Below are 22,748 nucleotides of genomic sequence, written 5' to 3'. Positions count from 1 at the left end.
GGGGGGGGGGGGGGGGGGTGGTGTTTTGTGTCGGGGGGGGGGGGGGGGGGCCGACCCCCCCCCCCCCCCCCCCCCCCCCCCCCCCCCCCACACCCGTATCCGCAGCGACCGAAGCGACCCAAGCGACCTTCGCCCCGGGTTGCCCGGACGAGAAACGAGGCCTCCGGGCTCCCGGAGACCTCGCGAAGTGATTACGCCGTAATCACTTTCATGCCCACGAGGGCGCGCTCCCCAGCCCCTGTCCCTGTCCCTGCATGAAGCCATAGCCGTTCTCCTGCAGCATCGGCAGCGCCTCCAGGAACTCCGCAGGCAGGTCGAACGCATCGACCAGCGTCGTCATCCGAGGCGCGAGCTCGGCGGTCAGCGTCTCCACCGCGTCCGGCAGAGCAAGTGCGTGAGCGGCCGTCAGCCGCCCCTCGGCGAGCAGATCGCCGATGTGCTCCCCCAGCTGCTGCAGCAGGAAAAGCAGGAACGCGCTCTCCAGCAGGTCCCGCACCGCCGGGCCCTCGGCCCGGTCGATGGCCCGCGAGAACGCGTCGGCCGCCCGTACAGTCGCATGTACCGAAACCATCCGCAGCGCCGCGAACGAGGCCGAGTTCCAACGCCCCAGCGGATCCCCCGCCGGCCCCTTGCGCAGCCCCGCGCTCGCTCTGGCCCGCCACATCCGCTCGGCCTCCGCCAGCAGCCCGCGCAAGAACCGCCGGTCCATCAGCGACTGCTCGGCCAGCGGTACGTCGCTCACGTCAGGTCTTCCTGCGTCGGTCCCGAAGAGCAGCTCGCTGGCGGCCTTCAGCCAGACGACCAGGTTGTCGCCCTCGGCGGTGATGGTCCCCTCGGTGTACTGGGGGAAGTCGGCGAGCCCGTTCGCCGAGAACAGGGCCTGCGCCCCGCACCGCTCCCGGCACTCGGTGGTCACGGTGCGCGCCTGCCAGGTGATCCACCCCTTCAGGACGGCCACCTCGCGCTCGACCTCCACCCGCTCCTCGGGCGTACTGGCCTCGCACCAGCGGGTGACGGCCTCGCGGTGCGCGAAGGTCATGGCGTACGAGTTGACCAGCGGGCCGAGCAGCCTGCCGTGGTGGCTGCGGTGAGCCTGTAGCGGAACCCGCTCACCGGCCTTGGCCCCGCTGATGTGCCGGTGCTGCGAGTAACGCACGGCGATGGTGAGGGCGGCCCGCGAGGCCCCGATCGCGGCCCCGCTCATGCAGAGCTTGCCGGTGGTGACCCGGCCGATGGAGTGCAGGAAACGCTTGCGCCGGTTGCCCAGGGAGCTGGTCAGCTTCCCGTCCTCGTCCAGCCGCCCGTGCTCGGCCTCCAGCAGGGCGCTGCGGTCCAGCCGTACGTGGTCGAAGGAGGTCAGGCAGTGGTCCATCGGAGCCCCGGGCCGGTAGGGCAGCGGACGTACGTTGACCCCAGGGCGCAACCCGTCCTCGTCGCTCAGCGGCACCAGGAAGAGGAAGACGCCCTCGTCCCGCCCCTCGACCCGGAGCCGCGCCGCGACCACTCCGCTCTTGGGTCCGCCGATGGGGCTGGTGTTGGGCATGAACTTCTGGGCGCCCGCCGTCGGGGTGTGCAGGGTGAAGCTGTCGGTGATTACGTCGTAATCAGCGACCGTCCCCAGCGCGCTCGCATCGTTCCCGTGATCGAGCTCGGTGCACAGGAACGTCCCCGTACGGCGCATGGACGTGAAGTCCGAGAGGTCGCGCCCGGCGGTGCCCCCGTGGTCGAGGAGGCTCCCGAGGAACAGGTTGTAGTGGATGCTGACGAGGGAGCACAGCCCGCCGCCGCCGTCCACGATCGCGGCCCACTCGTGCAGGCTGGCCAGCATCCGCGGATCGCGGGCGAGGTCCTCGGAGCTGCCGATCACGGCGTTCACCTCCCGCAGCCGTTCGTAGGCGAGAGCGGCCCGGTCGGCGGGGGAGAGGCCGTCGCGGTAGCGGAACGACTCGTCCGAGATGAACTCGCGCCAGATGCCGTGGACCCGCTCCCGCTCGTCGCGGTCGAAGAGCAGATGGCTCAGCTCTGCGGCGATCGCGACGTCGGGGGAGACCTCCGTCGAGACGTCGGTCGAGATGTCGGGGGAGAGGGCCAGGGAGACGGCTGGGGAGGCCTGTTCCGGATCGGACGCGGTGTGCCCGTCCGTACCGTCCGGAAGAAGCGCCGTGTCCAGCAGCAGCGGCTGCGGGAGCCCGGCGAGAAGCAGCTCTTCCGGGCGGTGAGTGAGCACAGACATATTTCCCCCACAGCTTCGTCACGGATCTGAGGCAGGGCATGAAGATACGTACCAGCCGGTTTTATATTCAAGACCCCAACGGCACTGATTCATGGTCAACATAAAGAGGAATGTCTGATTCAGGCCAGAATCTCGCGCACGTGCGGGAGGAACTTGCCACAGTGCATGGGCATTGAAAAACCGGCTGACTGGTTTTATTGTCGTCCCATCAGCGGAGATGAGGGCCCCCACAGGTTCCCGGGGGTCGGAAACACGTCTCTGTGTCACAACTACGTGCTTGGACCAGTCGGTTCGGAGGGTGAGGGCGATAAGATACGTACCGTTCGGTCTTTAATTGCCTGGGCGGGACCAAGGCACGGCACGGCGCGGAGGTACTTGTGGCGAAGCAGGAGCGGGCAGTCCGGACGCGGGACGCGATCCTGGTCGGGGCGGCCGAAGTGTTCGACGAGGTCGGCTACGAAGCGGCGCCCATCTCCGAGATCCTCGCCAGAGCCGGGGTCACCAAGGGCGCCCTCTACTTCCACTTCGCCTCCAAGAAGGAACTGGCGCAGGCGGTCCTCGCCAACCAGGTCCTCGCCATGCCGCCGGTCCCCCGGCGCGAACTCACGCTCCAGCAGGGGATCGACGAAGGACTGCTGCTCGCCCACATGCTCAAGAAGCGCGACCCCATGGTGCGCGGCAGCGTCCGGCTCACCGTGGACCAGGGATCACGCGTGGACGGGCTGGACCGGCGGGTACCGGTGAGCGCCTGGATCGACCGCAACATCGCCATCCTCACCGAGGCGCAGGAGAAGGGGGAGCTCCTGCCCCAGGTGGACGTCGTCTCCGCGGCGAAGCTGTTCGCCGGCGCCTTCACCGGGGTCCAGGTCTGCTCGAAGATCATGACCGACCACGCCGACATGCCGGAACGGGTGGCCGACCTCCATCGCCACCTCATGGCGAGCCTCGCCCTGCCCGCGGTGCTCGTACGGCTCGACATCTCCCCGGAGCGGGCGGAGCACGTGTACGACGAAGTGGTCGAGGCACGCGAGCAGCAGGAGCTCGCGGCCGAGGTGAGCGTCTGACCCTCTGCGGGGGAGCGGTGTCCCGCAGAAGTGATTACGGCGTAATCACTTCCCGGTCCCGGCGACAGGTGATTACGGCGTAATCACCTTCCCGGCCCGGCGACTTGTACGGCTGGTACGAGTACGACGCAGTGGACATCGACGCATCGACGCAGGGGTGGGGAAATGACGGACGTAACTGCATGCCCGTACGCGCTGGACGTGACCGGACGCGATCTGCCCGGTGAGGCCGCCATGCTGCGGGCCCAGGGCCCCGCGGTCCAGGTGACCCTGCCGGGAGACGTGCAGGCCTGGGCCGTGGTGGGCCAGCAGCAGGTCGAGCGGCTGCTGATCGACCCGCGGGTGTCCAAGGACGCGCGGCAGCACTGGCCCGCCCTGCGGGAGGGGAAGATCCCCCCGGAGTGGCCGCTGTACGCCTGGGTCGCCAACGAGAACATGCTCTTCGCGTACGGGGAGCAGCACTCCAGACTCCGCCGCCTGGTCGCGGGAGCCTTCACCGCCCGCCGCTCCGAGGCCCTGCGCCCCCGGGTCGAGGAGATCGCCGCCGAGCTGGTCGACGACCTGGCGGCCCGCCCGGCCGGAACCCCGCTCGATCTGCGCACCTCGTACGCCGAGTTACTGCCCATGCGGGTGATCTGCGAGCTCTTCGGAATCCCGCAGGGCGATGCGACGAAGGCCCTGTGCACCGCGCTGCACACCGTGTTCAGCACCACGGTCTCCCCGCAGGAGATGGAGGCCGCCCGGATGGAGGCCTTCGGGCTGCTCGCCGCCCACGTGGCCACCAAGCGCGCCGAACCCGGCGAGGACCTCACCTCCCTGCTGATCCAGGCCCGTGACGAGGGCGACCAGCTCACCGAGTCCGAACTCCTCGGCACCCTCTACCTGATGATCGCGGGCGGCCAGGACACCACGGCCGCGCTCATCACCAACGCCGTCGGCGCGCTGCTCACCCACCCCGAGCAGTACGAGCACATACGGGCCGGCCGCGCCTCCTGGGAGGACGTGGCCGCCGAGACGATGCGCGTGCACACTCCCGGCGCGTACTCCCCGATGCGCTTCGCGGTCGAGGACATCGACCTGGACGGCGTCCTGATCCCCCAGGGCGACCCGATCCTCGTCTCCTTCGCCGCTGGGGGAGTGGACCCTGCGCGGTACGGGGAGAACGCCGCGGACTTCGATCTGCTGCGCACCGACCGCGACACCCTCGGCTTCGGCCACGGCACGCACCGCTGCATGGGCGTTCCGCTGGCCAGAGTGGAGGCGACCGCCGCCTTCGCCGCTCTCTTCGCGCGCTTCCCCGACATCAGCCTCGCGTGCGCCCCCGACGAACTCCGGCCCATGCCCACCTTCCTGATGAACAGCTATCAGTCGCTGCCCGTCCTGCTCGGCGAACAGGCGCACTGAACCGGGGGCTCCGAGCGCACTCGTAGCCCCCGACCGACCTGACCCGGAGCTCCGCGGCCCGCGACTGGGCCGCGGAGCCCTTTTTTGTGGCGCCAAGGTGATTACGCCGTAATCACTTCTGCACCGACCTACAAACCGCATAAGCGGTTTGTTAATCTTGAATGATCAAGGGACGGTGGCCGAGGGTCACTTGCCGCCACCGGAACGGGGAGAGAGCAGATGGTCAAACAGGAGCGTGCGATACGCACTCGCGAGTCATTGATCCACGCCGCCGCCGAGGTGTTCGCGGGGGAGGGGTACGTACCCGCCTCGCTGACCACGATCAGCCGGCGGGCCGGGGTCAGCAACGGCGCGCTGCACTTCCACTTCGAGAACAAGCGGTCGCTCGCCCTGGCCGTCGAGGCGGAGGCCTCCCGCACGCTCGGCCTGATCACCGAAGAGGTGCCCGGAGGCGGGGGCGGAGTGCTCCAGGAGCTCGTGGACGCGACCCATGCCCTCATGGGCAGGCTCGCCCAGGACGTCGTCGTCCGGGCGGGGTTCGAGCTGGGCGGAACCCTCTCCGAGGGCGCCGGCAGCTGTCGGCGGAGCTGGCAGCAGTGGGTCGAGGAGACGCTGTCCCGGGCCGACCGGGAGGGCTGCCTCGCCGACGGTGTGTCACCACAGGGCGCCGCGCGGGCGATCGTCGCCGCCACCGTGGGCTTCGAGGTGCTCGGGGCACAGGACCCGCACTGGTACACGGGGCAGCAGGTCGCCGGGTTCTGGGAGCTGCTGCTGCCGCTCCTGGCCCGGGACCGGGACCTCGTACGGGCAACTCCGAGAAACCCAAAGAAGACCCCTCAGTCTTCTCCTCTTGATTGATTCAGACTGAACGGTTTGCTTTTTGGGGAGTCCTCCCCGAAGGGCTCCCCTCGCACGGGGATGCCACCGCACCAGCACCTCACCCCAAACCCCCTCTACTTCAGGCAGAGTTCAGGAAGGCTGTCGACTCCGGCGTGACTATAGGGCCGCTTGAGTGGCGTGCGAGACACTAACAAAACAGCATGGACGGTTTCGTATTGACAGACCGGTTGGCCTGTTTTTAACTGGGTGTGTACCCGATGACGAGTAGCAGGTCCGAAGAGGGGAAACGGCGTGGACATCGCAGTACTGGGCCCGTTGGCCGTCAGGGAGAACGGGATCTCGGTGACGCCGACGGCCCCGAAACCGCGACAGGTGCTGGCTCTGCTGGCCCTGCACGCCGACGAGGTCGTTCCCGTGGCCTCGCTCGTCGAAGAGCTCTGGGGGGACCGGGCGCCGCGCAGCGCGCGCACGACCCTCCAGACGTACGTGCTCCAACTGCGCGAGATGATCGCGACCGCCCTCACCCACGACCCGGAGGGCAACGCGCCGCGCATCGCCAAGGACGTGCTCGTGACCGCCCCCGGCGGCTACGTGCTGCACACCTCGGGCGGCACCAGCGACGTCCGCGAGTTCGAGCGGCTCGCCGGGGTCGGCTACCGGGCCATGGACGCGGGCGACTTCCCGCGCGCGGCAAGGGAGTTGAGCACGGCACTCGCCCTGTGGAACGGGTCCGCGCTCGCCGACGTACAGGCGGGGCCGCAGCTGGAGATGCAGATCCGGCGGCTGGAGGAGACCTGGCTCTGCGCGCTCGACCAGCGCATAGAGGCAGATCTGCGGCTCGGCCGCCACCGCGAGCTCCTCGCCGAACTCACCGTCCTGGTCAGCCGCTACCGCACCCACGAGAACCTGCACGGCCAGTTCATGCTCGCCCTGCACCGTTCCGGCCGCCGCAGCGAGGCACTCGACGTCTACCAGCGCCTGCGCCAGACCCTGGTCCGCGAACTCGGCCTGGAACCCTCCGCAGGACTGCGCCGCCTCCAGCGCTCGATCCTGATGGCCGGCCCCGAACAGCCCCTGGAAGCCCCCGTCACGACCGCCGCACCCGGCACGGAGCGACTGAGCCGGGTGGGCTGACCCGGCGGGCACCGGAAGGGAAACCGATGCAGGCCAGATCGGAACAGACCCGGCGCCGGCTGGTGCTGGCCGCGGCGGAGATGTTCTGCCGCAAGGGATACGCGAGCGCCACCCTCGGGGAGATCGTCACCGCCGCCGGGCTGACCAAGGGCGCGCTCTACTTCCACTTCGTCTCCAAGGACCGCCTCGCCGACGCGGTGCAGGAGCAGGGCCGCACCATGCTCCACGACTTCGTACGCGCACGGCAGGAGGCGGGGGAGCCCCCGGTCCAGGTGCTCATCGACCTGACGCACTGGCTGGTACGGGCCCGCTGCGAGGACCCGGTCGTACGGGCCGGCTTCCGCATCGCCAACGAGTGCGTCGGCCGCCGGCCACCGGTCACCGACTTCCACCAGATCTGGATGACCGAGGTACTGCGCCTGATCGGCGAGGCCCGGGCAGCCGGGGACCTCCACCACCACGCCGGCCGCGAAACGACCGAGGCACTCCTCCCGGCAGCCGTCTGCGGCATCGGCGCGCTCTCGGGCACCGGCCTCACCTATCCCGAACTCCATTGCCGCACAAGGGAGTTGTGGACCGCACTGCTCCCGATCCTGGTACCCCCACCAGAAGCCCCCCGCTACCGCCTCAACGCCCCCAACCCCATCCCCGCCCTCACGGCACCCCACCCCGGCTGACACCGCCGACCGCTCCTCCCCTCCCCCCGACTGCCGGGCCCGAGCCACACCGGGCCCGGCAGTCGTTCGTGTGCGCCGTGCGGTGCGGTCTCCAACGCCGCTCCCGTCCCCCTCCACACCCACTGGACCGATCCTCTGCCCGTCCTCAAGCGAAAGTCGTCACAGTGCCACCATGACCACGATCGCCGAGATATCCGACACTTCGGGCACCCCCGGCACGGGCACGCACACAGACACGCACACAGACGCACACACGGGCACCGCCACCGCCCACGCCCGCGCCGCCCACCTGGAAGTCCTGCTCGGCGATCCCTGCGACCCCGCCAACCCCCACGGGCTGCGCGCCCTCTTCGCCGCCGACGCCCGCCGCGAACCCGCCGCCCGTACCGAAACGCTCCTCACCGAGAACGGCACCGGCGCCGAGTTCGTCCCCGCCGCGCACGGCGGCCTGCTCACCCGGGCCGACCACCTCGTCCGCGCCCTGCGCCCGGTCTTCCGGCGCGACCTCGCCCTCGGCTTCGGCCACGGCATCACCTCGCTCTTCGCCGTCGGCGTCGTCTGGGCCGCAGGCAGCGAGGCCCAGCGCAGGTACGTCGCCGAACTCCTGCTGGGCGGCGGCCGCGCCACCACCCTCCACCACGAACTCGCCCACGCGAACGCGATCCTGCGCCACGAGTTCACGGCCGGCCGCACCCCCCACGGCTACCGCCTCAGCGGCCGCAAGGACGTCATCATCAACGCCGCCCGCGCCGACCTCCACGTCGTGTACGCCCGCACCGACCCCGCCCGAGGCCCCCGCAGCCACTCCGTACTCCTCCTGGACCCCACCCGCCAACAGCCGCACCACATACAGCACTTGCCCCGGGTGACGGAGATCCCCGGCATGCGCGGAGCCCTGTTCAGCGGCCTGGAGTTCCACGACTGCCCCGTCCCCGCGGACGCCCTGGTCGGCCCCGAGGGCGCGGGCGTGGCCCTCGCCCTGCGCACCTTCCAGGTCAACCGCAGCCTGGTCTGCGGCGCCGCCACCGCCGCCGCCGACACGGTGCTGCGCTCCGCCGTGCGCGCCGCCACCGAGGGCCGGGGCGACCGCCCGCCGGCCCGCCGCTGGCACAAGCCCCTCGCCGGAGTCTTCGCCGACCTGCTCGCCTGCGACGCCATGAGCACCGTCGTCCTGCGCGCCCTGAGCCTGCTGCCCGCCGGAGCCCACGTCTTCGCCGCCGCCGTCAAGTACGTGGTCCCCGACCTGCTCCGCGAGAACCTGGAGGAACTCGCCCCCGTGCTCGGCGCACACGGCTACGACCACAGCAGCCCCGAGTACGGCGCCCTCGGCAAGCTCGCCCGCGACCTGCCCGTCGCCGGATTCGGTCACGCGGGCCGCGCCTCCTGCCAGGCCGCACTCGTACCCCAACTGCGCAACCTCGCCGAGCGGTCCTGGTTCACCGAACCGGAACCCCCCACCGAGCTCTTCCGCGGCGACACCCAACTCCCGCCCCTGGACTACCGGTTGCTCGGCATCGCGGGCGGCGGCGACTTCATGGCCGCCTCCCTCGTCGGCTCCGCCGCACGGCTCTCCGCCGCCCGGGGCGCCGGCGGGCACATCGCCGCCCTCGCCGCCCTCGCCGAGGAGTTCGTCGCCGAACTGCGCACCCTCCAGGAACAGTGCCGCCGCCTCCCGACCTCCGGCGCCGCCCTCGCCGACTCCGCCGTGGCCGTCCTCAGCGACCGCTACTGCCGCATCGTCGGCGCCGCCGCCGTCCTCGGCGTCTGGGAGGGCCAGAACGGCAGCGACCCGTTCCTCGCCAACCCCGCCTGGGCGGTGCTCGCCCTCTCCCGGATCGGCGGCCAGCTCGGCATCCCGATGCCCGAACTGCCCGCCGGCTGCCAGGAACAGGTCCTGGAGGAGCTCGTACGCCGCTACCGGGACGGCCGCGGCTACGACCTCGACGCGGTCGCCCCGACCTGGTGACAGCACGGCACACCCATGGACGGAAGGCAGGGACCACCTTGACCCACACCCCGTTGCCCGGCGCGGAGCGCATCGGAGACCCGGTCCACGTCAGCGGGCCCGACGCCCCCTGGCACCGGGTACGCGAATCCATGGACCGGCACGGCAACGCCGTCGTCCACACCACCTGGGGCGAATGGCTGCCCACCGCCGTCTCCGACCCCTCGCTGCGCCGCCTGCTCGGCCGCGACTGGCAGCGCTACCGGCGTACCGAGGACGCCACCACCCGCTACCGCTTCGTCGCCTCCCGGCTCGCCACCAAGTACACGGCCGCGGCGGCCCTGCGCATCGCCCCGGCCGGCATCGACCTCGCGTACAAGGCGGGCGGACGGCCCTACCTGCGCGGACTCGACCAGATCGACATCAGCCTGACGCACACCGAGGACCTGATCGCCGTCGGCATCAGCCGGGACGGCCGGATCGGCGTCGACTCCGAGCCCACCGACCGGCAGATGTCGTACGAGCTGCTCCAGGGCCAGGTCCTCACCCCCGCCGAACGCGCCGAACTCGAAGTGCTCCCCGAGGCGGAACGTGCCGCGAACCTGCTGTGCCTGTGGACCCTCAAGGAGGCGTACACCAAGGCACTCGGCCAGGGGATGCGGCTCGGCTTCACCAAGTTCGGCTTCGGCACGGTCGGCGCGGGCGGCACGGGCAACGGCGGACTGCGCGCCCCCGACGGCAGCCCGGCAGCCCCCGCCGCCGACGACGAATGGGCCTTCGTCACGCACCGGGTCCTGGGCGGCCGGTACCTGCTGAGCGTGGCCCGGCAGGACGCGGGCCTGAACAGCTCGCCCGACACGGCGGCGCACACCATGTTCGACGCGGGATTCATGGCAGCGGTCGCCGAACTCCTCGACACCGACTGAGCCGAGCCCGTTTCCACGCCCGCCAAAGGATGGCTCGTACTCTCCTCGAACCCCGCTCAAGGCCCCGCGCACACCCCCGCGCGCGCGGCTATCGTGCCGAGGCGGTGGGTGCGTGTGCGAAGACGAGGAGGCCGAAAATGGCGGAGCTCGACGCAGCTCCTCGTCCGCACTGCCCGACCCGTGGGACGGGGTGTTGCTCCCTGGCCGCCCCGTCCCCCACCTCCCCGTTCGGCCCCGTACGACCGCTTTCGGCGGGGTGTCGTACGGGCGCGATTCCGCGCATCCGTTTCGCGCAAGTGAAGGAGGGGAAGGAGAGGTTCCGCCGCATGAGCAGCGGATATCGCGCGTGGACGCACGCGCAGGCATGCGGACGTACGCGCCCCCGGAGACAATGACCGCCGACCACACCCCGCCCGACGACACCCTGATCGTCGTCGTCGACCTCACGGGCCCGGAACCCCCATCCCCAAAACCAACGGTCCCCACCCCCACGGACCCCAACCCCGGCGAGACCGCCCCCGGCGCCCATGACCCCTGCTTCATAGACCCTGCCGCATCCGGCGACCCTGCTCCCGGCGACCCTGGCGACCCTGGCGACCCTGGGGCCCACGCTGGCCCTGGCAGCCCCAACGGCCCTGGCGGCCCCGGTGACCTCGCTGCTCCCGGTGGCCCCGGTGGCCCTGGCGGCCCCGGTGACCACGCTGGTCCTGGCGGCCCCGGCGGTCCTGGCGGTTCTGGCGGTCCTGGCGGTCCTGGCGGCCCCGGCGGCCCCGGCGGCCCTTCCGGTCCTGGTGGTCCCGTCGACCCTGCCGATTCCACCCACCCTGCCGACCCCCGCGGTCCCGTCGACCCTGTCGACTCCACCCGGCCCGCCCAACTCGTCCTCCCCGTACTGGAGTTGTACGGCCCGCTGGACACCCACCGCCTCGAAGCCGCCCTCGATCGCATCGATCGGGCGACCCTCCGTCCCACCCGCGAACCCCTCTGGCTCCACCGTCTCGAACAGCACGGCCCCGGTCGTCACACCCTGCGGCTGACCGCCGCGACGGAACCGGACACCCCCGTCGACTTCCCGGCGGGGCTGCTCGCCGGCCTCCTCACCCACCCCGCGTCCAGCGGGCCCACCGGGCGCAGGCTCGAACCCACGCCGTTGCAGCGCGAGTTGATCGCCGACACCGACGCCCACCCCGGTACCGGCCGGCACACCGAACAGCTCTCCCTCACCTGGAGCGGGCCGCTCGACCCCGACCGGTTCACCGCCGCCTGGCAGTCGGTCTTCGACCACGAGAGCGTGCTGCGTACCGCCTTCGAGGACGGCCCCCAGCCCTACCTCGTCCAACGCGACCGGGTCACCCCCGACGTCGTACGGCTGCCGTACGACAGTGACTGGCCCGCCGCCGTGGAGGCGGACCGCCGCCGGGGCATCGACCCGCGGGACCGAGGACCGTTGCGGATCACGGTGCTGAGCGGCGGGGGAGTGGACCCGGGCATCGGTCCCACGGTCCCCGCCCGTATCCTCCTCACCTTCCACCACACGCTCCTGGACGCCTGGAGCGTGCGCATCCTGCTCCACGAGTTCTACCGCGCCTACCTGGCGGGCGGCGTACTCCCCGGTGGCGAACGGCGCCCCGACATGGGCGACTACCTGCACTGGCTCGCGGAACAGGACACCGCCCCCGCCCAGGAGTTCTGGTCCGGCGCCGACCTCGCCCCCGGCACGGACCTCCCCGGCACCGGCCTCCCGGGCCCTGCCTCCGACTCCGGTCCAGGCTCCGGCCCCGGCTACGCCCGCACCCGCCTCACCCCCGCCCAGACCGCCCGTCTCACCAAATGGGCCGCCGGACTCGGCAGCCCGGAAAGCAGCGTCCTGCACGCGGTATGGGCACTCCTCCTCCACCGCGCCCGAGGCACCGAAGGCCCGGCCCGTATTCGCTTCCACGCCACCGTCTCAGGCCGGGGCATCCCCTTCAGTGGCGTCGAACGGCTCCCCGCCCCCCTGCGCAACCCTCTGCCGGTCACCGTCGACCTCGACCCCCGCGCCACCCTCCCCGCCCTCCTGGGCACCCTCCGCGACCAGGCCGTCGACCGCTCCGCCTACGAATGGGTGACCGCGGGCCAGGCCCGCGCCTGGTCCGGACTGCGCGCCACACCGGCGACCGGCAGCCTGCTCATCTTCGAGAACCACAGGAAGCCGAACCCCCACCCCCTCACCCAACTCCTCGCCGACCAGGGCATCCGCGTCGGCACCGCCGAAACCCTCGGCGCCCGCACCGCCCACCCCCTCACCCTCACCGCCCAGCACAGCGACGACGGCGCCCTCGCCCTGACCACCTCCTACGACCGCACCCGTCTCGCCGACGCCGACCAACTCCTCGCCCACACCGCCCACCTGCTGCGCCGACTCCCCGCCGAGGCGGACCGCACCACCACCGTCGGCCACCTCATCGCCCTGCTCGCGGGCCTTCCCCGTGACCCCTCACCGCCGCCGCTCCCCACCCGCCCCGTCGCCCGCGCGTACGCCGAGACCGCCGGCGCACCCCCGCTCGTCGTGCTCCGCCCGGCCAGCCGCCCCGGCGCGGGCACCGTCTGCCTCGTCCAGCCCCCCGCCGCGCACCGCTCCACCCACGCCCCCCTCATCAGGGCGTACCAGGGCCCCGAAGCGGTGGCCCTGCTGCGCCCCGCCGAGGTGCCCCGCCTGCGCGACGCCGTACTGCGGGCCCTGTCCGACGGCCCGGTGGTGCTCGGCGGATTCTCCGGCGCGGGCGTGATCGCGTACGAACTCGCCCGCTCGGTCGCGGCGTTCGGCGCCCGCGCCCCCCTCGTGGTGCTCACCGGTACGGAAACGGCCGCCGCCGACTTCGTCCGCACGCTGGAGGAAACGGCGCAGCGCGCCCGGCAACGCCCCGACCCGCATGCGAAATAGGCACGACTCAGTCACTGGCACCACCCTCCATGCGTTATCCGCATGAGCCTTGCTAGGCTGACGGGCATGGGGATGAGCCTGGAGGAGACGCTGCAACTGACGGTGGCCGCACTGATGCAGGCGACGGGAGACTCGCAGCGGACCGTCGCCCAGGTCCTGGGCCTGACGCAGACCCAGGTCTCGCGCCGCCAGTCCGGAGCCGCCTCCTGGCAACTGGCCGACATCGACGCCCTGGCCATCCACTACGGCATCGGCCCGCTGGACCTGCTGTCCGGCCCGACGAAGGCGTGCGAGCTGCTGCCCGCCGCCCGCCGGCGCACCACGAGGAAAGGAACAGTCCGGTGAGTGACTTCGACGCGATCGACTCGCTGCTGTCGAACGTCGCCCCGCAGGCACCGCTTCCCACCCCGGAAGTACGACGTGACCTGCGCGAGCGCGCCCACCTGTCCAAGGCCCAGGTGGCCAGGGCGCTCGGCGTGAGCCCGTCCACGGTGTCCGGCTGGGAGTCGGGCCGCGACCCGGTGGGCGAGATCCGGCAGAAGTACGCGTACCTCCTGGACGGCCTGCACACCAAACTTGCCGCCGAGACACCCGAACCCGCCGAGACACCCGAACCCGCCAGGACACCCGAACCCACCAGGACACCCGAACCCACCGAGACCCCCGAACCCGCCGAGGAACCTCCCGCCGCCCAGGGCTACGACGACGTCGAAACCCTGGCCACCCCCGAGCCCTGCGTCTTCTGCGGCCTCCCGGCCCGCCACCGCATGGACGGCTTCGCCCAGCACCTGGACCCCACCGACTGCGGCACCGCACCGACCGGGACCCCAACTCCCGCTCCTGCCAAGGAAGTTGTACGGGACGCCACCCCAGCGGCACCCCGCCCGGCCACCTCCGCGAAGCCCTCCAAGCCTCCCAAGCCCGCCAAGCCGTCCAAGCCCCCACGCGGTCGCGCCTTCCAGCCCGAGTCCGGCCCCGCCGACCTCATCACCTCCGCCGTCGAAGCCGCCCTGTCCGAGAGCCAGGGTGACGTCGAAGCCGCCCTGGCCGCACTCCTCAAGCGGGCCATCCCGGACGCGATGCGCCTGCTGGACGAGACCCGCAAGGGCGGCAGGTACGACGTGGTGGCCCACCCGTGGATCCCCGACGTCCTGCGCAAGCAGTCCTCCAAGGGCGCGGACCAGGTGTGGGAGGCCCGCCCGAAGTGGACCCGCCGCGCCGTCCCGCCCGGCGCGCACGAAGTGACCGCGCTCGACATGAACGGCGCGTACCTCTCGGCCCTGAAGACCCACCTCCCGCTCGGCCAGCTGGAACACTCCACCGGCTTCGCCCACGACCGCCGCCGCGCCGGGGTGCACCTCATCACCCCGCCCGCCTGGGACCACGAGGACGTACTCCCCAACCCCATCGGCAACCGCGATGAACCCGGCCCCCTCTGGGTCACCGAGCCCACCCTGCGTCTCCTCCTGCGCCTCTCCGGCCCCAAGCACCAGCTGTGCGACCCGCCGGAGATCCACGAGTCGTACACCTCCGGAGCGACGGAAGGCCTGCTGGAGAAGTTCCGCGTCGTCCTCAAGGACGCGCGTGACACGGCCATCGCCGAGGACGACGAGGTGACGCTGGAGTACGTGAAGGCGATGTACTCCAAGTTCGTCTCGACGATGGGGGAGTCGAACTACAACCGGGAGCTCTACCGCCCCGACTGGATGCACCTCATCCGCTCCCAGGCCTTCGCCAACCTCTGGACCAAGGCCCTCAAGGCCCACACCGAAGGCCTGCACGTCGTACGCGCCATGGGCACCGACGAACTCCACGTCATCGGCGACTGGCGCCGCGTCTTCGCTGAAGGCCGAGGGGTTACGGAGGTGAAGGTGAAGGACACCTACACCGCCGGCACCACTGTCGAGGAGGACACGCCCTAGCTCCGGGCCCGGGCCGACCGCGGCCCCGGTCGATGAGCACCGGCCCCGGGGGCAGTGCTCATCGACCTCACGTACATGACCGTCAGGGTTGATTGCGCCATTTCAGCGACCGAAGCGACTCAAGTTCGAAGTCGTGGCGAGATGGGGCGAGGCGGGGTGCTGCGGGGTGCTGCGAGGTGCAGTGGGGCGCGGCGGGGTCGCTCAGAGGGTGGTGGTGGTCACCGAGCTGGTGAACACGGTGACCCCGCCCTGTTCGGCGACCATGTGGATGCCGTGGGGGTCGTGCGGGTGGGGCGCGGCGGTGACGTGGCAGTCGGCGCCGAACTCGACGTACTGGAAGAACTCCGAGGCGAACCGGAAGGGATAGACGCGCTGCGCCCGGTTCTGGGCGTACGCGGACTGGCGGGCCGCCTCCAGGAGCAGCATTCCCGGTACGTGGTCGACGGGGTGGTCGAAGAGCACCGGGTGCGTGGTGTCGCTGCGCAGCAGCCACCGCGACGCGGAGGGGCCGTCGGCCAGCACCACGTCCTTGGCGCGGGAGCGGCCGGCCTGGGCGGCCGGGATGCCCGGCGGCAGGGTGCCGGGTGCGACGTACGTGGGTGTGCCATCGCCGTAACTCGACCGCAGACGGCGGTAGATGGCGGGGGAGTGGCTGGAGAAGCGGGCCTGGGCGGTGCCCATCGGTATGCCGTCCCGCAGGGCGGTGACCCGCAATGTCAGGGCGGAGAGGTTCCCTCCCCTGCGGGTGACGTCCGAGCAGGTGAGGTGCAGGGTGATCGCGCCGGGCGTGGAGCCGATGTGCATGGCCGCCGGGTCGACGTCGAAGGTGAAGTACTGCCAGATGAGGTGGTGTCCGACCGGCACCCCGTAGGCGACGTGCGAGAGGAGCGGGATGCACTGGCGGACGGTTTCCGCGAACAGCATCGGGTCGTAGAGGCCGTTGCTCAGGCAGTAGAGCGGGTGGTTGCGGGGCCAGAGTGCGGTGACCACGAATTCGTCGTCACGGGTCTGCGTCCATCCGCAGAGCAGCACCTCGGCCGCGTCTCTCTTGTGTACGTGCTCCTGCTGGACCGCTGACAGAAGAGTGGTTGGTGCGGGACGTTCCTCGGTGACAGTCACTGTGCCCCCCAAAGGCGGTGTGGTGCATCAGAGTTGCTCCACGCATCTGGCGCCGATGCGCTCAGGCCAGTAACATAACGCATGTTCTTTTTGTTTGTCGAGGAAAGGCCGCAGTCCGATGCCGGAGCCGAAGCAGGACCGAGCCATCAAGACGCGTGAGGAGATCCTTCATGCGGCGGCCGCTGTCTTCGACGAGCGCGGTTACAGCGGCGCGAGCATGAGAGAGATCATGAAGCGCGCCGGAGTGACGCTCGGAGCGGTCTACTTCCACTTCGAGAACAAGGAACAGCTCGCCCACGCGGTCATGAACGCCCAGCCCAGCAGCGTGATGCCCCGGCTGGACTCCGAAGGCCTGCAGCGGCTGGTCGACCTGACCCTCGTATGGGCCCACCAGCTCCAGACCAACCCCGTGCTGCGCGCGGGCGTCCGGCTCACCAACGAGCAGGCCAGCTTCGGCATGCACGACGCCACCCCCTACCGGGAGTGGGCGCAGATCATGGAGGACTGCCTGATCACGGCACGTGCCGCCGACGAACTGCGCACCGACGTCGCCGACCACACCGTCGCGGAGTTCGTGGTGGCCGCCTGTACCGGCATGCAGATGTACTCGAACCTGGTCAGCGGTCGCACCGACCTGACGGACCGGACCATCGGCATGTGGCAGCTCCTCCTGCCGACGCTCACCGCCCCGGAGCACGCGGCGGAGATCAGCGCGACCCAGCAGCGCTCGGACTGGCTGAACTCCTGATCCGCGGGTGTCCGTCCGCACCCCCGGAACCCTCGAAGCCCCGGAAATCCCGGAACGCTCGGAAGCCCCCGAAACCCTCGAAGAGAGAGACCACGCCATGACGTCTGCCCTCACGCGCTTACGCCTCGTCGCGCTCAACATCGACGGCGTCCTGCTCAACGACACGTTCAGCCCGGTCATCCACCACTTCATCACCAGCCGGGGCGGCGCGTACACCGCCGACGTCGAGCGGCGGATCTTCTCCCAGTCCCGTGCCGTCGCCGGTACGGAGATGGCCGCCGCCATCGGCAGCGACCTCAGCGGTGACGAGGCGCTCGACCTCTACTTCGAGGAGCGCGACGCCTACCTCGCCGGGAACCCCGTCCGGCTGACGGACGGGGCCGTGCAGCTCGTCGAGTCGGTCCGTGCCCTCGGGCTCCGTACCGTCTGCTACGGCGGCCTGAGCAAGTCCCACTTCGACGAACACCTCGGCCGTCACGCCGACCTGTTCGACGGGCCCGGCTACATCTGCACCGACGCCTTCCGCCCCGGCCTCCGTGAGATCGCCGACGCCTTCGGGCTCGACGTCGGCGAGGTGCTCTTCGTCGACGACGTGGCACGGGTCGCCGAGGCGGCCGCCGCTCTCGGCGCCCCCTTCATCGGCCACCCCACCGGCTTCGAGAGCAGCTTCCAGCCGCAGCTGATGCGCGAGGCAGGCGTGCGCCACCTCGTGAGCGGCCTGCACCAGATCGACGCGGACCTGCTGCGGACGGTGGACACCGAGGCCGCGGCCGGCCTGTCCTGGGCGGCCTGAGCCGACCACCCTCCGGGCCCCGGCGGCCCCGGCCGGGGCCGCCCCGGCCCCGGGCGTCACCGGGCACCCGCCGGCACCGCGGCCCCGGCTGCACCGTGCTCCAGCGCGGCCAGCTGATCGGCGAGCCACTTCCGCGGCGGCAGCGCCGCGGCGGCAGCGGCCAGCCGCGCGCCGGCCGCGGACCGCTCCTGCTCGGGCATGCACAGCGCCCGGTGCAGCGCCTCGGCCGTGGCGCCGACGTCGAAGGGGTTCACCAGGAAGGCGTCCGCGCCGAGTTCGGCGGCGGCGCCCGCCTCCCGGGACAGCACCAGGGCGCACCCGTGATCGGAAACCACGGGAATCTCCTTGGCCACCAGGTTCATGCCGTCCCGCACCGGGTTGACCAGCGCGACGTCCGCCAGCCGGTAGGCGGCCAGGGAGCGGGCGAAGTCGTCCTTCATCCGCAGCTGGACCGGCTGCCAGTCCCCGGTGGCGAACTCCTCGTTGATGTCCTCGGCCAGCTGCCGTACCTGTGCGCTGTAGCGCCGGTAGCTCTCCAGGGCCTCGCGGGACGGGTAGGCGAAGGCCAGATGGACGACCTCGCCGCGCCACCGCGGGTGTGTGTGCAGCAGTTCCCGGTAGGCGAGCAGCCCCCGGACGATGTTCTTGGAGAGCTCGGCACGGTCCACCCGCACGATGGTCCTGCGTCCGCCGACCGAGGCGCGCAGCTCGGCGAGCGCGGCGTCGACGTCCGGCCGGTGGGCCCGCTCGCGCAGGGCGTCGGCATCAACTCCCAATCCGTGTACGCCGATCCGGGTGCGGTGCCCCTCGTGCTCGACGACCGGACTCCCGTCGGGCCCGGTGCTGACGGTGGCGCCCAGCAGCTCCGTACAGCACGCGGTGAAGGCGGCGGCCCAGCGCTCGGTCAGGAACGCGGCCCGGTCGGCGGCCAGGATGCCGGTGAGCAGGGAGTGCGCCACCTCGTCGGGGAGCATCCGCAGGTACTCCGGCGGCGCCCACGGGGTGTGCGAGAAGTGCCCGATGTCCAGGTCGGGGCGGGCCTCGCGCAGCATCCGGGGTACCAGGGACAGGTGGTAGTCCTGCACGACGACGGTGCCCCCCTCCGCGGCGTCCTCGGCCAGCGCCCGCGCGAAATGGGCGTTGTACCTCGTGTACGCCGCCCACCTGCGGGCGAACCGGGCGTCGAAGACCGGGTCCACCGCGGTGTCGTGGAGCAGGTGGTGCAGGAACCACAGGGTCGAGTTGGAGACGTGGTGGTACGCGTCGTCGAAGGTCTCCGGCGCGATGTCCAGCATTCTGACCTCGGCGCCGGACAGGCCGTGCACGTCCGGGGCGAGGAGCTCGCTCCCGGCGGCCCGCACGGCGGCGCGGTCCGCGTCGCCCAGCGCCGCGCACACCCAGCGCACCGGGGTGCCGGCCGCGAGCGCGGAGAGCCCCGAGACCAGTCCGCCACCGCCGCGCCGGGGGTGCGGGGTGCCGTCCTGGGCCCGGGTGAAGGACACCGGCCCGCGGTTGGAGGCGAGCAGGAGGCGGGCTCCGCCCCGGTCGCGGCTCATGCGGTACGGCTCGGAACCGGGCGCACGGCCGGGCCTGCGGACACGGACCCGGACGCGGACGCGGACCCGGAGACGGACGCGAGCGCGCGGCTGCTGTGGCTGCTGCGGCTGCCGGTGAGGCTGTCGGTGAGCAGCCGGCTGTAGGCGTAGGCGGAGGACACCAGGGTCATGTGGTGGTGCCAGCCGGGGAAGGAACGGCCCTCGAAGTCCAGCAGCCCGTAGTCCCGTTGCAGGGAGTCCATCGTGGTCAGGGTGCTGGTGTGGAGGTGGGCGAGCGCGGAGAGCCGGTTGAGCCGTGCGTCCACCATGTTGCTGATCCACGCGCGGCCGGGGCGGCGTCCGGTGAGGGGCCACTCGGTGAAGATCCGGTAGGTGTCCCGGCCGCCCGGCAGGCGGACCAGGGCCGACATGATGCGGATGTGCCGCTGCGGCCGGCCGTCGGAGGTGAGCGTCATCGTGTGCGGCTGCCGGGTGCTGTGCTGGTGCAGGAGGTGGGCGGCCGTCATCGGACGCTGCGGGTCGGGTGCGCCCCGGTGCGGGCCCTGGGGGCGGCTGGTGTCCGGCAGCACCTGAAGGCCGGAGGGCACGGCGACGACGAAGTCCCGGCCCCTCCTGCTGAGTCCGTGGAGCAGCGGCGCGGTGTCGGGGTGCTCGCTCATGTCGGCCACCACCGGCACCGGCGCCAGCGAGGTGCGCGCGGACAGCGCGTCGACGAGTTCGAGGGCGTGGGCCCACAGCGGGCGGTGCCGCGCGGAGTCGGGAACCTTGGTGCGCTCCCTCAACCGGGCGTCGTCGTCCCAGTGTTCGGGCAGTACGAGCCGCCAGTCGACGGGCAGCGCCTCTTCGCCGGTGGCCAGGGAGGCGCTCAGTCCGAGCTGGCAGTTGATGGTGCGTCCGGCCGCCGGTACGAAACGGCGGTGCACCCCGCAGGAGTGGTCGCCCCGCTTGGGCAGGACGGTGGTGGCCAGCGTCCAGGCGTGCGGCACGGTGTGCGCCTCGACGGTCCTGGCCAGCTCGTCGCGGGCCGGTTCCCAGTCCCAGGGGCTGGCGTTGATGAACTGCTGCAACGACTGCGAGGCGGTCGGCGAGGAGGAGACCGCGGCGGCCAGGTTGCGCACCGACTTCTTGCCCGGTGTGGTCAGGAGCCCCTGGAGGTAGGACTGGGCCCAGCGCCGCTGGTCGGCGCGCGGCAGGTGCCCGAAGAGCAGCTCCGTGAACGAGGACAACTCGCCGTCGCCGTCCGGACCGGGACCCGTCCGGCGGATCGGACCCGGCTCGCGGGGCTGGGCATACCCTCCCCGGACCTCCCGGCCCCGCTCCAGCAGGGCCGGCCCCGTCCGCTGTCCGGCCCGATCCGCCGGGCAGGCCCTGGGCATCAGACTCAAGTGCTGCTCGGCCATGGGGCGTTCCCTTCCTGACGTACTCGACTCCCAAAAGAATAGCGAACGTTCGATATTTTTCTAGACGGCGGGACGTCGTACCGCTGAGACTTGGCCAACTCCGCACAGTCACCGCGCTGTCCGGACCGCCCCGAGAAAGCCGGTGCGTCTTTCCCAGGTTGCCGTTGTGTGTGCGCGCAGTTCGCCCGGAGGCTGGGCGTTGCTGACATTCAGGACAGCGAACGGCCCTGTCGTCGCTTCAGAGCCTGAGGCGCACGACCCCGGAGGCAGGCGATGGCGAAACAGGTACGCGCGGTACGCACACGAGAGGCGCTGATCGAGGCCGCCGGAGAGGCCTTCGACCAGGTCGGATACGACGGTGCGGGACTGCAGCGGATCAGTGAGGCCGCGGGGATCTCGCTGGGCGCGCTGACCTTCCACTTCAGCTCCAAGCAGGACCTCGCCGCCACCGTCCGGCAGTGCGGCACCGACAGGGTCGCCGCCGTCGTCGCGCGGGTGACCGGCCGCGGCGAGGAGGTCCTGCCGACGGCCATCGAGGTCACCGTCGAGATCGCCCGACTGCTGGAGGAAGACGCCCTGGTACGGGCCGCCGCCCGGCTCGCCCGCGAGGACCAGGACCCGTACGAACACTGGCCGCAGTCGTGGCTGGGCCCCTTGGAGGACCTGGCCACGGGAGCCGGCGAACAGCCCCCGCGCACCGACGCCGACGCCGGTGTCGACGTGGATGCCGGTGACGAGGTGAAGCCGGACGGTAAGGATCTGACCGTGCTCGCTCTGGCCGCACACCTCGTGGCGGGCGCGGAGGTGTACATCCGCAACCACCCCCGCCGTACGCATCCGGACTGCGAGAGCGCACCCTCCCAACTCGCCCAGATCTGGGACCTGGTACTGCGCGGAGCCTCCGACGCCGACTGGGCGGAACCGCTCTGATTCTGTCCGGATCTCTTCCATCGAACGATCGAAGGAGCACCGTCATGGGCGCCGACCACCTGCTCGCACAGGCGATAGAAGCGGCCGACCTGCCCCGGGTCGCCCGGCTGCTGAGCGACGGAGCGGACCCCAACTCCAAGGACCCACTGGGCAATCCGCCGCTCTCGCTGGCCGCCGCGCGCGGCGGGTCGCAGACGGTGCGCATGCTCCTCACCGCGGGGGCAGACCCCCATCTGCTGGACACCAGGATGGGCGCCTCCGCCCTGCACAAGGCCGCCCAGTCGGGCTCGGTGGACACCATCGACCTGCTCCTCGACCACGGCGCCTTCATCGACCTCCAGGCCGCCACCCACGGCCACACCCCGCTCATCGACGCCGTGTGGCACAAACGCCTGCCCGCCGTCGCCCGCCTGCTCGCCCGCGGCGCCCACCCCGGCCTGCGCGCCCACGGCGGCTACCGGGCGGCCGAGCTGGGTCCGCTGGCCTGCGACGAGGACCAGGGCCCCTATCTGCGTCTCCTCGACGAGGCGCAGGCGTCGCGCGACCGGGCCGAGGACGGCGTACTGCGGCGCGCCGCGCTCGGCGGAGACACGGCGCGCACCGTACGGGCCCTCACCGACGACGCCCGCGACATCGACGCCAAGGCCCCCGACGGCCACACCCCCCTGCTGGACGCCGCACGCGAGGGACACACCGACGTGGTCGGTGCCCTGCTGGAGCATCGTGCCGATCCGCGCGTCGTCGACCACCTGATGAAGGCGACGCCCGCGCACAAGGCCGCGTACAACGGACACGCCGGGGTCCTCGCACTCCTGGTGCGCGACCCCCGGCTCGAACTCGACGCCCAGGGCCCGTACAACGGGTACACCGCGCTGCACGACGCCGTCTGGCACGGTCACCTGGAGTCGGTCCGGGTCCTGCTGGCGGCCGGAGCCCGCACCGACCTGCGCGGCTGGGACGGCCGGACCCCGGCCGAGATGGCCCAGGAGTACGGCTACGCGGAGATCGCCGCACTCCTTTCCGCGCACTAGTCGGCGAACAGCGATACGGCACCGGGGGGGGGGGGGGGGAGAGGGGGGAGGGGGGGGCATATGGGCCAGGGAGGACGGCAGTCCGCGAAAATATTCCTTGCCC

18 protein-coding genes are annotated in these 22,748 nt (G+C 71.6%); 14 read left to right on the top strand and 4 right to left on the bottom strand.

Annotated elements, in window-relative coordinates:
• Positions 1-208: 208 nt before the first annotated feature.
• A complete protein-coding gene (locus ACZ5PB_RS30100; RefSeq protein WP_468695448.1) occupies positions 209-2,233 on the bottom strand; it encodes an acyl-CoA dehydrogenase family protein in 2,025 nt (674 codons plus the stop codon).
• Positions 2,234-2,610: 377 nt separating this feature from the next.
• On the opposite strand from ACZ5PB_RS30100, the gene ACZ5PB_RS30095 reads away from it, so the two are divergent.
• The 10 genes from ACZ5PB_RS30095 (at position 2,611) to ACZ5PB_RS30050 (ending at position 15,068) form a co-directional block, all read left to right on the top strand.
• The gene (locus ACZ5PB_RS30095) at positions 2,611-3,297 is read left to right on the top strand and encodes a ScbR family autoregulator-binding transcription factor (protein WP_468695446.1); all 687 of its coding nucleotides are present in this window, start codon (positions 2,611-2,613) and stop codon (positions 3,295-3,297) included.
• 165 nt (positions 3,298-3,462) lie between these two features.
• On the top strand, positions 3,463-4,701 hold the full coding sequence (locus ACZ5PB_RS30090; protein ID WP_468695445.1) for a cytochrome P450 family protein: 1,239 nt from the start codon (positions 3,463-3,465) through the stop codon (positions 4,699-4,701).
• A 219-nt stretch (positions 4,702-4,920) separates the two neighbouring features.
• On the top strand, positions 4,921-5,559 hold the full coding sequence (locus tag ACZ5PB_RS30085; protein ID WP_468695443.1) for a ScbR family autoregulator-binding transcription factor: 639 nt from the start codon (positions 4,921-4,923) through the stop codon (positions 5,557-5,559).
• 273 nt (positions 5,560-5,832) lie between these two features.
• Positions 5,833-6,675 (top strand): AfsR/SARP family transcriptional regulator, encoded by an 843-nt coding sequence (locus ACZ5PB_RS30080; protein ID WP_468695442.1) that lies wholly within the window; start codon positions 5,833-5,835, stop codon positions 6,673-6,675.
• A gap of 26 nt (positions 6,676-6,701) precedes the next feature.
• Positions 6,702-7,352: a ScbR family autoregulator-binding transcription factor gene (locus ACZ5PB_RS30075; protein ID WP_468695441.1), complete on the top strand. Its 651-nt coding sequence runs from the start codon at positions 6,702-6,704 to the stop codon at positions 7,350-7,352.
• Positions 7,353-7,524: 172 nt separating this feature from the next.
• The gene (locus tag ACZ5PB_RS30070) at positions 7,525-9,318 is read left to right on the top strand and encodes an acyl-CoA dehydrogenase (protein ID WP_468695439.1); all 1,794 of its coding nucleotides are present in this window, start codon (positions 7,525-7,527) and stop codon (positions 9,316-9,318) included.
• A 38-nt stretch (positions 9,319-9,356) separates the two neighbouring features.
• Positions 9,357-10,223, top strand: a complete 867-nt coding sequence (locus ACZ5PB_RS30065) for a 4'-phosphopantetheinyl transferase family protein (protein WP_468695438.1) — start codon at positions 9,357-9,359, stop codon at positions 10,221-10,223.
• A gap of 346 nt (positions 10,224-10,569) precedes the next feature.
• Positions 10,570-13,146, top strand: a complete 2,577-nt coding sequence (locus ACZ5PB_RS30060; RefSeq protein ID WP_468695435.1) for a condensation domain-containing protein — start codon at positions 10,570-10,572, stop codon at positions 13,144-13,146.
• Between the two features lie 66 nt (positions 13,147-13,212).
• Entirely contained in the window at positions 13,213-13,491 is a 279-nt protein-coding gene (locus ACZ5PB_RS30055; RefSeq protein WP_468695433.1) for a helix-turn-helix domain-containing protein, read from the top strand.
• Positions 13,488-15,068 (top strand): helix-turn-helix domain-containing protein, encoded by a 1,581-nt coding sequence (locus tag ACZ5PB_RS30050; RefSeq protein WP_468695431.1) that lies wholly within the window; start codon positions 13,488-13,490, stop codon positions 15,066-15,068. The genes ACZ5PB_RS30055 and ACZ5PB_RS30050 overlap by 4 nt, the downstream gene beginning before the upstream one ends.
• Before the next feature lie 201 nt (positions 15,069-15,269).
• Here ACZ5PB_RS30050 and ACZ5PB_RS30045 read toward each other — a convergent pair whose 3' ends face one another.
• Positions 15,270-16,187, bottom strand: coding sequence for a ScbA/BarX family gamma-butyrolactone biosynthesis protein (locus ACZ5PB_RS30045; protein ID WP_468695429.1), 918 nt, complete (start codon positions 16,185-16,187; stop codon positions 15,270-15,272).
• A 118-nt stretch (positions 16,188-16,305) separates the two neighbouring features.
• Here ACZ5PB_RS30045 and ACZ5PB_RS30040 point away from each other — a divergent pair, with 118 nt between their 5' ends.
• Together ACZ5PB_RS30040 and ACZ5PB_RS30035 are read left to right on the top strand one after the other, a co-directional pair.
• On the top strand, positions 16,306-16,935 hold the full coding sequence (locus ACZ5PB_RS30040) for a ScbR family autoregulator-binding transcription factor (protein ID WP_468695427.1): 630 nt from the start codon (positions 16,306-16,308) through the stop codon (positions 16,933-16,935).
• Positions 16,936-17,032: 97 nt separating this feature from the next.
• Complete coding sequence (locus tag ACZ5PB_RS30035; RefSeq protein ID WP_468695426.1) at positions 17,033-17,728, top strand: HAD family hydrolase; 696 nt, start codon at positions 17,033-17,035, stop codon at positions 17,726-17,728.
• Between the two features lie 56 nt (positions 17,729-17,784).
• Here ACZ5PB_RS30035 and ACZ5PB_RS30030 read toward each other — a convergent pair whose 3' ends face one another.
• The gene (locus ACZ5PB_RS30030) at positions 17,785-19,284 is read right to left on the bottom strand and encodes an alpha,alpha-trehalose-phosphate synthase (UDP-forming) (protein WP_468695424.1); all 1,500 of its coding nucleotides are present in this window, start codon (positions 19,282-19,284) and stop codon (positions 17,785-17,787) included.
• Positions 19,281-20,684: an IS701 family transposase gene (locus ACZ5PB_RS30025; protein WP_468695423.1), complete on the bottom strand. Its 1,404-nt coding sequence runs from the start codon at positions 20,682-20,684 to the stop codon at positions 19,281-19,283. The genes ACZ5PB_RS30030 and ACZ5PB_RS30025 overlap by 4 nt, the downstream gene beginning before the upstream one ends.
• A 273-nt stretch (positions 20,685-20,957) precedes the next feature.
• On the opposite strand from ACZ5PB_RS30025, the gene ACZ5PB_RS30020 reads away from it, so the two are divergent.
• Complete coding sequence (locus ACZ5PB_RS30020; RefSeq protein WP_468695422.1) at positions 20,958-21,614, top strand: TetR family transcriptional regulator; 657 nt, start codon at positions 20,958-20,960, stop codon at positions 21,612-21,614.
• Positions 21,615-21,658: 44 nt separating this feature from the next.
• Positions 21,659-22,645 carry an ankyrin repeat domain-containing protein gene (locus ACZ5PB_RS30015; protein WP_468695420.1) on the top strand — a complete coding sequence of 329 codons (987 nt, stop codon included), beginning with the start codon at positions 21,659-21,661 and terminating at the stop codon, positions 22,643-22,645.
• Positions 22,646-22,748: the final 103 nt, after the last annotated feature.

The sequence above is a fragment of the Streptomyces sp. NPDC032721 genome (assembly GCF_055579625.1).
Note: the sequence above shows the minus strand (reverse complement) of the source record. Positions and strands in the feature narration are given on the sequence as shown.

Bases quoted from the DNA above. Each gene is read 5' to 3' on its own strand.
- ACZ5PB_RS30075 (WP_468695441.1), top strand. From the start codon at position 6,702: ATGCAGGCCAGATCGGAACAGACCCGGCGCCGGCTGGTGCTGGCCGCG.
- ACZ5PB_RS30030 (WP_468695424.1), bottom strand. From the start codon at position 19,284: ATGAGCCGCGACCGGGGCGGAGCCCGCCTCCTGCTCGCCTCCAACCGC.
- ACZ5PB_RS30025 (WP_468695423.1), bottom strand. From the start codon at position 20,684: ATGGCCGAGCAGCACTTGAGTCTGATGCCCAGGGCCTGCCCGGCGGAT.
- ACZ5PB_RS30085 (WP_468695443.1), top strand. From the start codon at position 4,921: ATGGTCAAACAGGAGCGTGCGATACGCACTCGCGAGTCATTGATCCAC.
- ACZ5PB_RS30100 (WP_468695448.1), bottom strand. From the start codon at position 2,233: ATGTCTGTGCTCACTCACCGCCCGGAAGAGCTGCTTCTCGCCGGGCTC.
- ACZ5PB_RS30055 (WP_468695433.1), top strand. From the start codon at position 13,213: ATGGGGATGAGCCTGGAGGAGACGCTGCAACTGACGGTGGCCGCACTG.
- ACZ5PB_RS30015 (WP_468695420.1), top strand. From the start codon at position 21,659: ATGGGCGCCGACCACCTGCTCGCACAGGCGATAGAAGCGGCCGACCTG.
- ACZ5PB_RS30090 (WP_468695445.1), top strand. From the start codon at position 3,463: ATGACGGACGTAACTGCATGCCCGTACGCGCTGGACGTGACCGGACGC.
- ACZ5PB_RS30020 (WP_468695422.1), top strand. From the start codon at position 20,958: ATGGCGAAACAGGTACGCGCGGTACGCACACGAGAGGCGCTGATCGAG.
- ACZ5PB_RS30035 (WP_468695426.1), top strand. From the start codon at position 17,033: ATGACGTCTGCCCTCACGCGCTTACGCCTCGTCGCGCTCAACATCGAC.
- ACZ5PB_RS30040 (WP_468695427.1), top strand. From the start codon at position 16,306: ATGCCGGAGCCGAAGCAGGACCGAGCCATCAAGACGCGTGAGGAGATC.
- ACZ5PB_RS30070 (WP_468695439.1), top strand. From the start codon at position 7,525: ATGACCACGATCGCCGAGATATCCGACACTTCGGGCACCCCCGGCACG.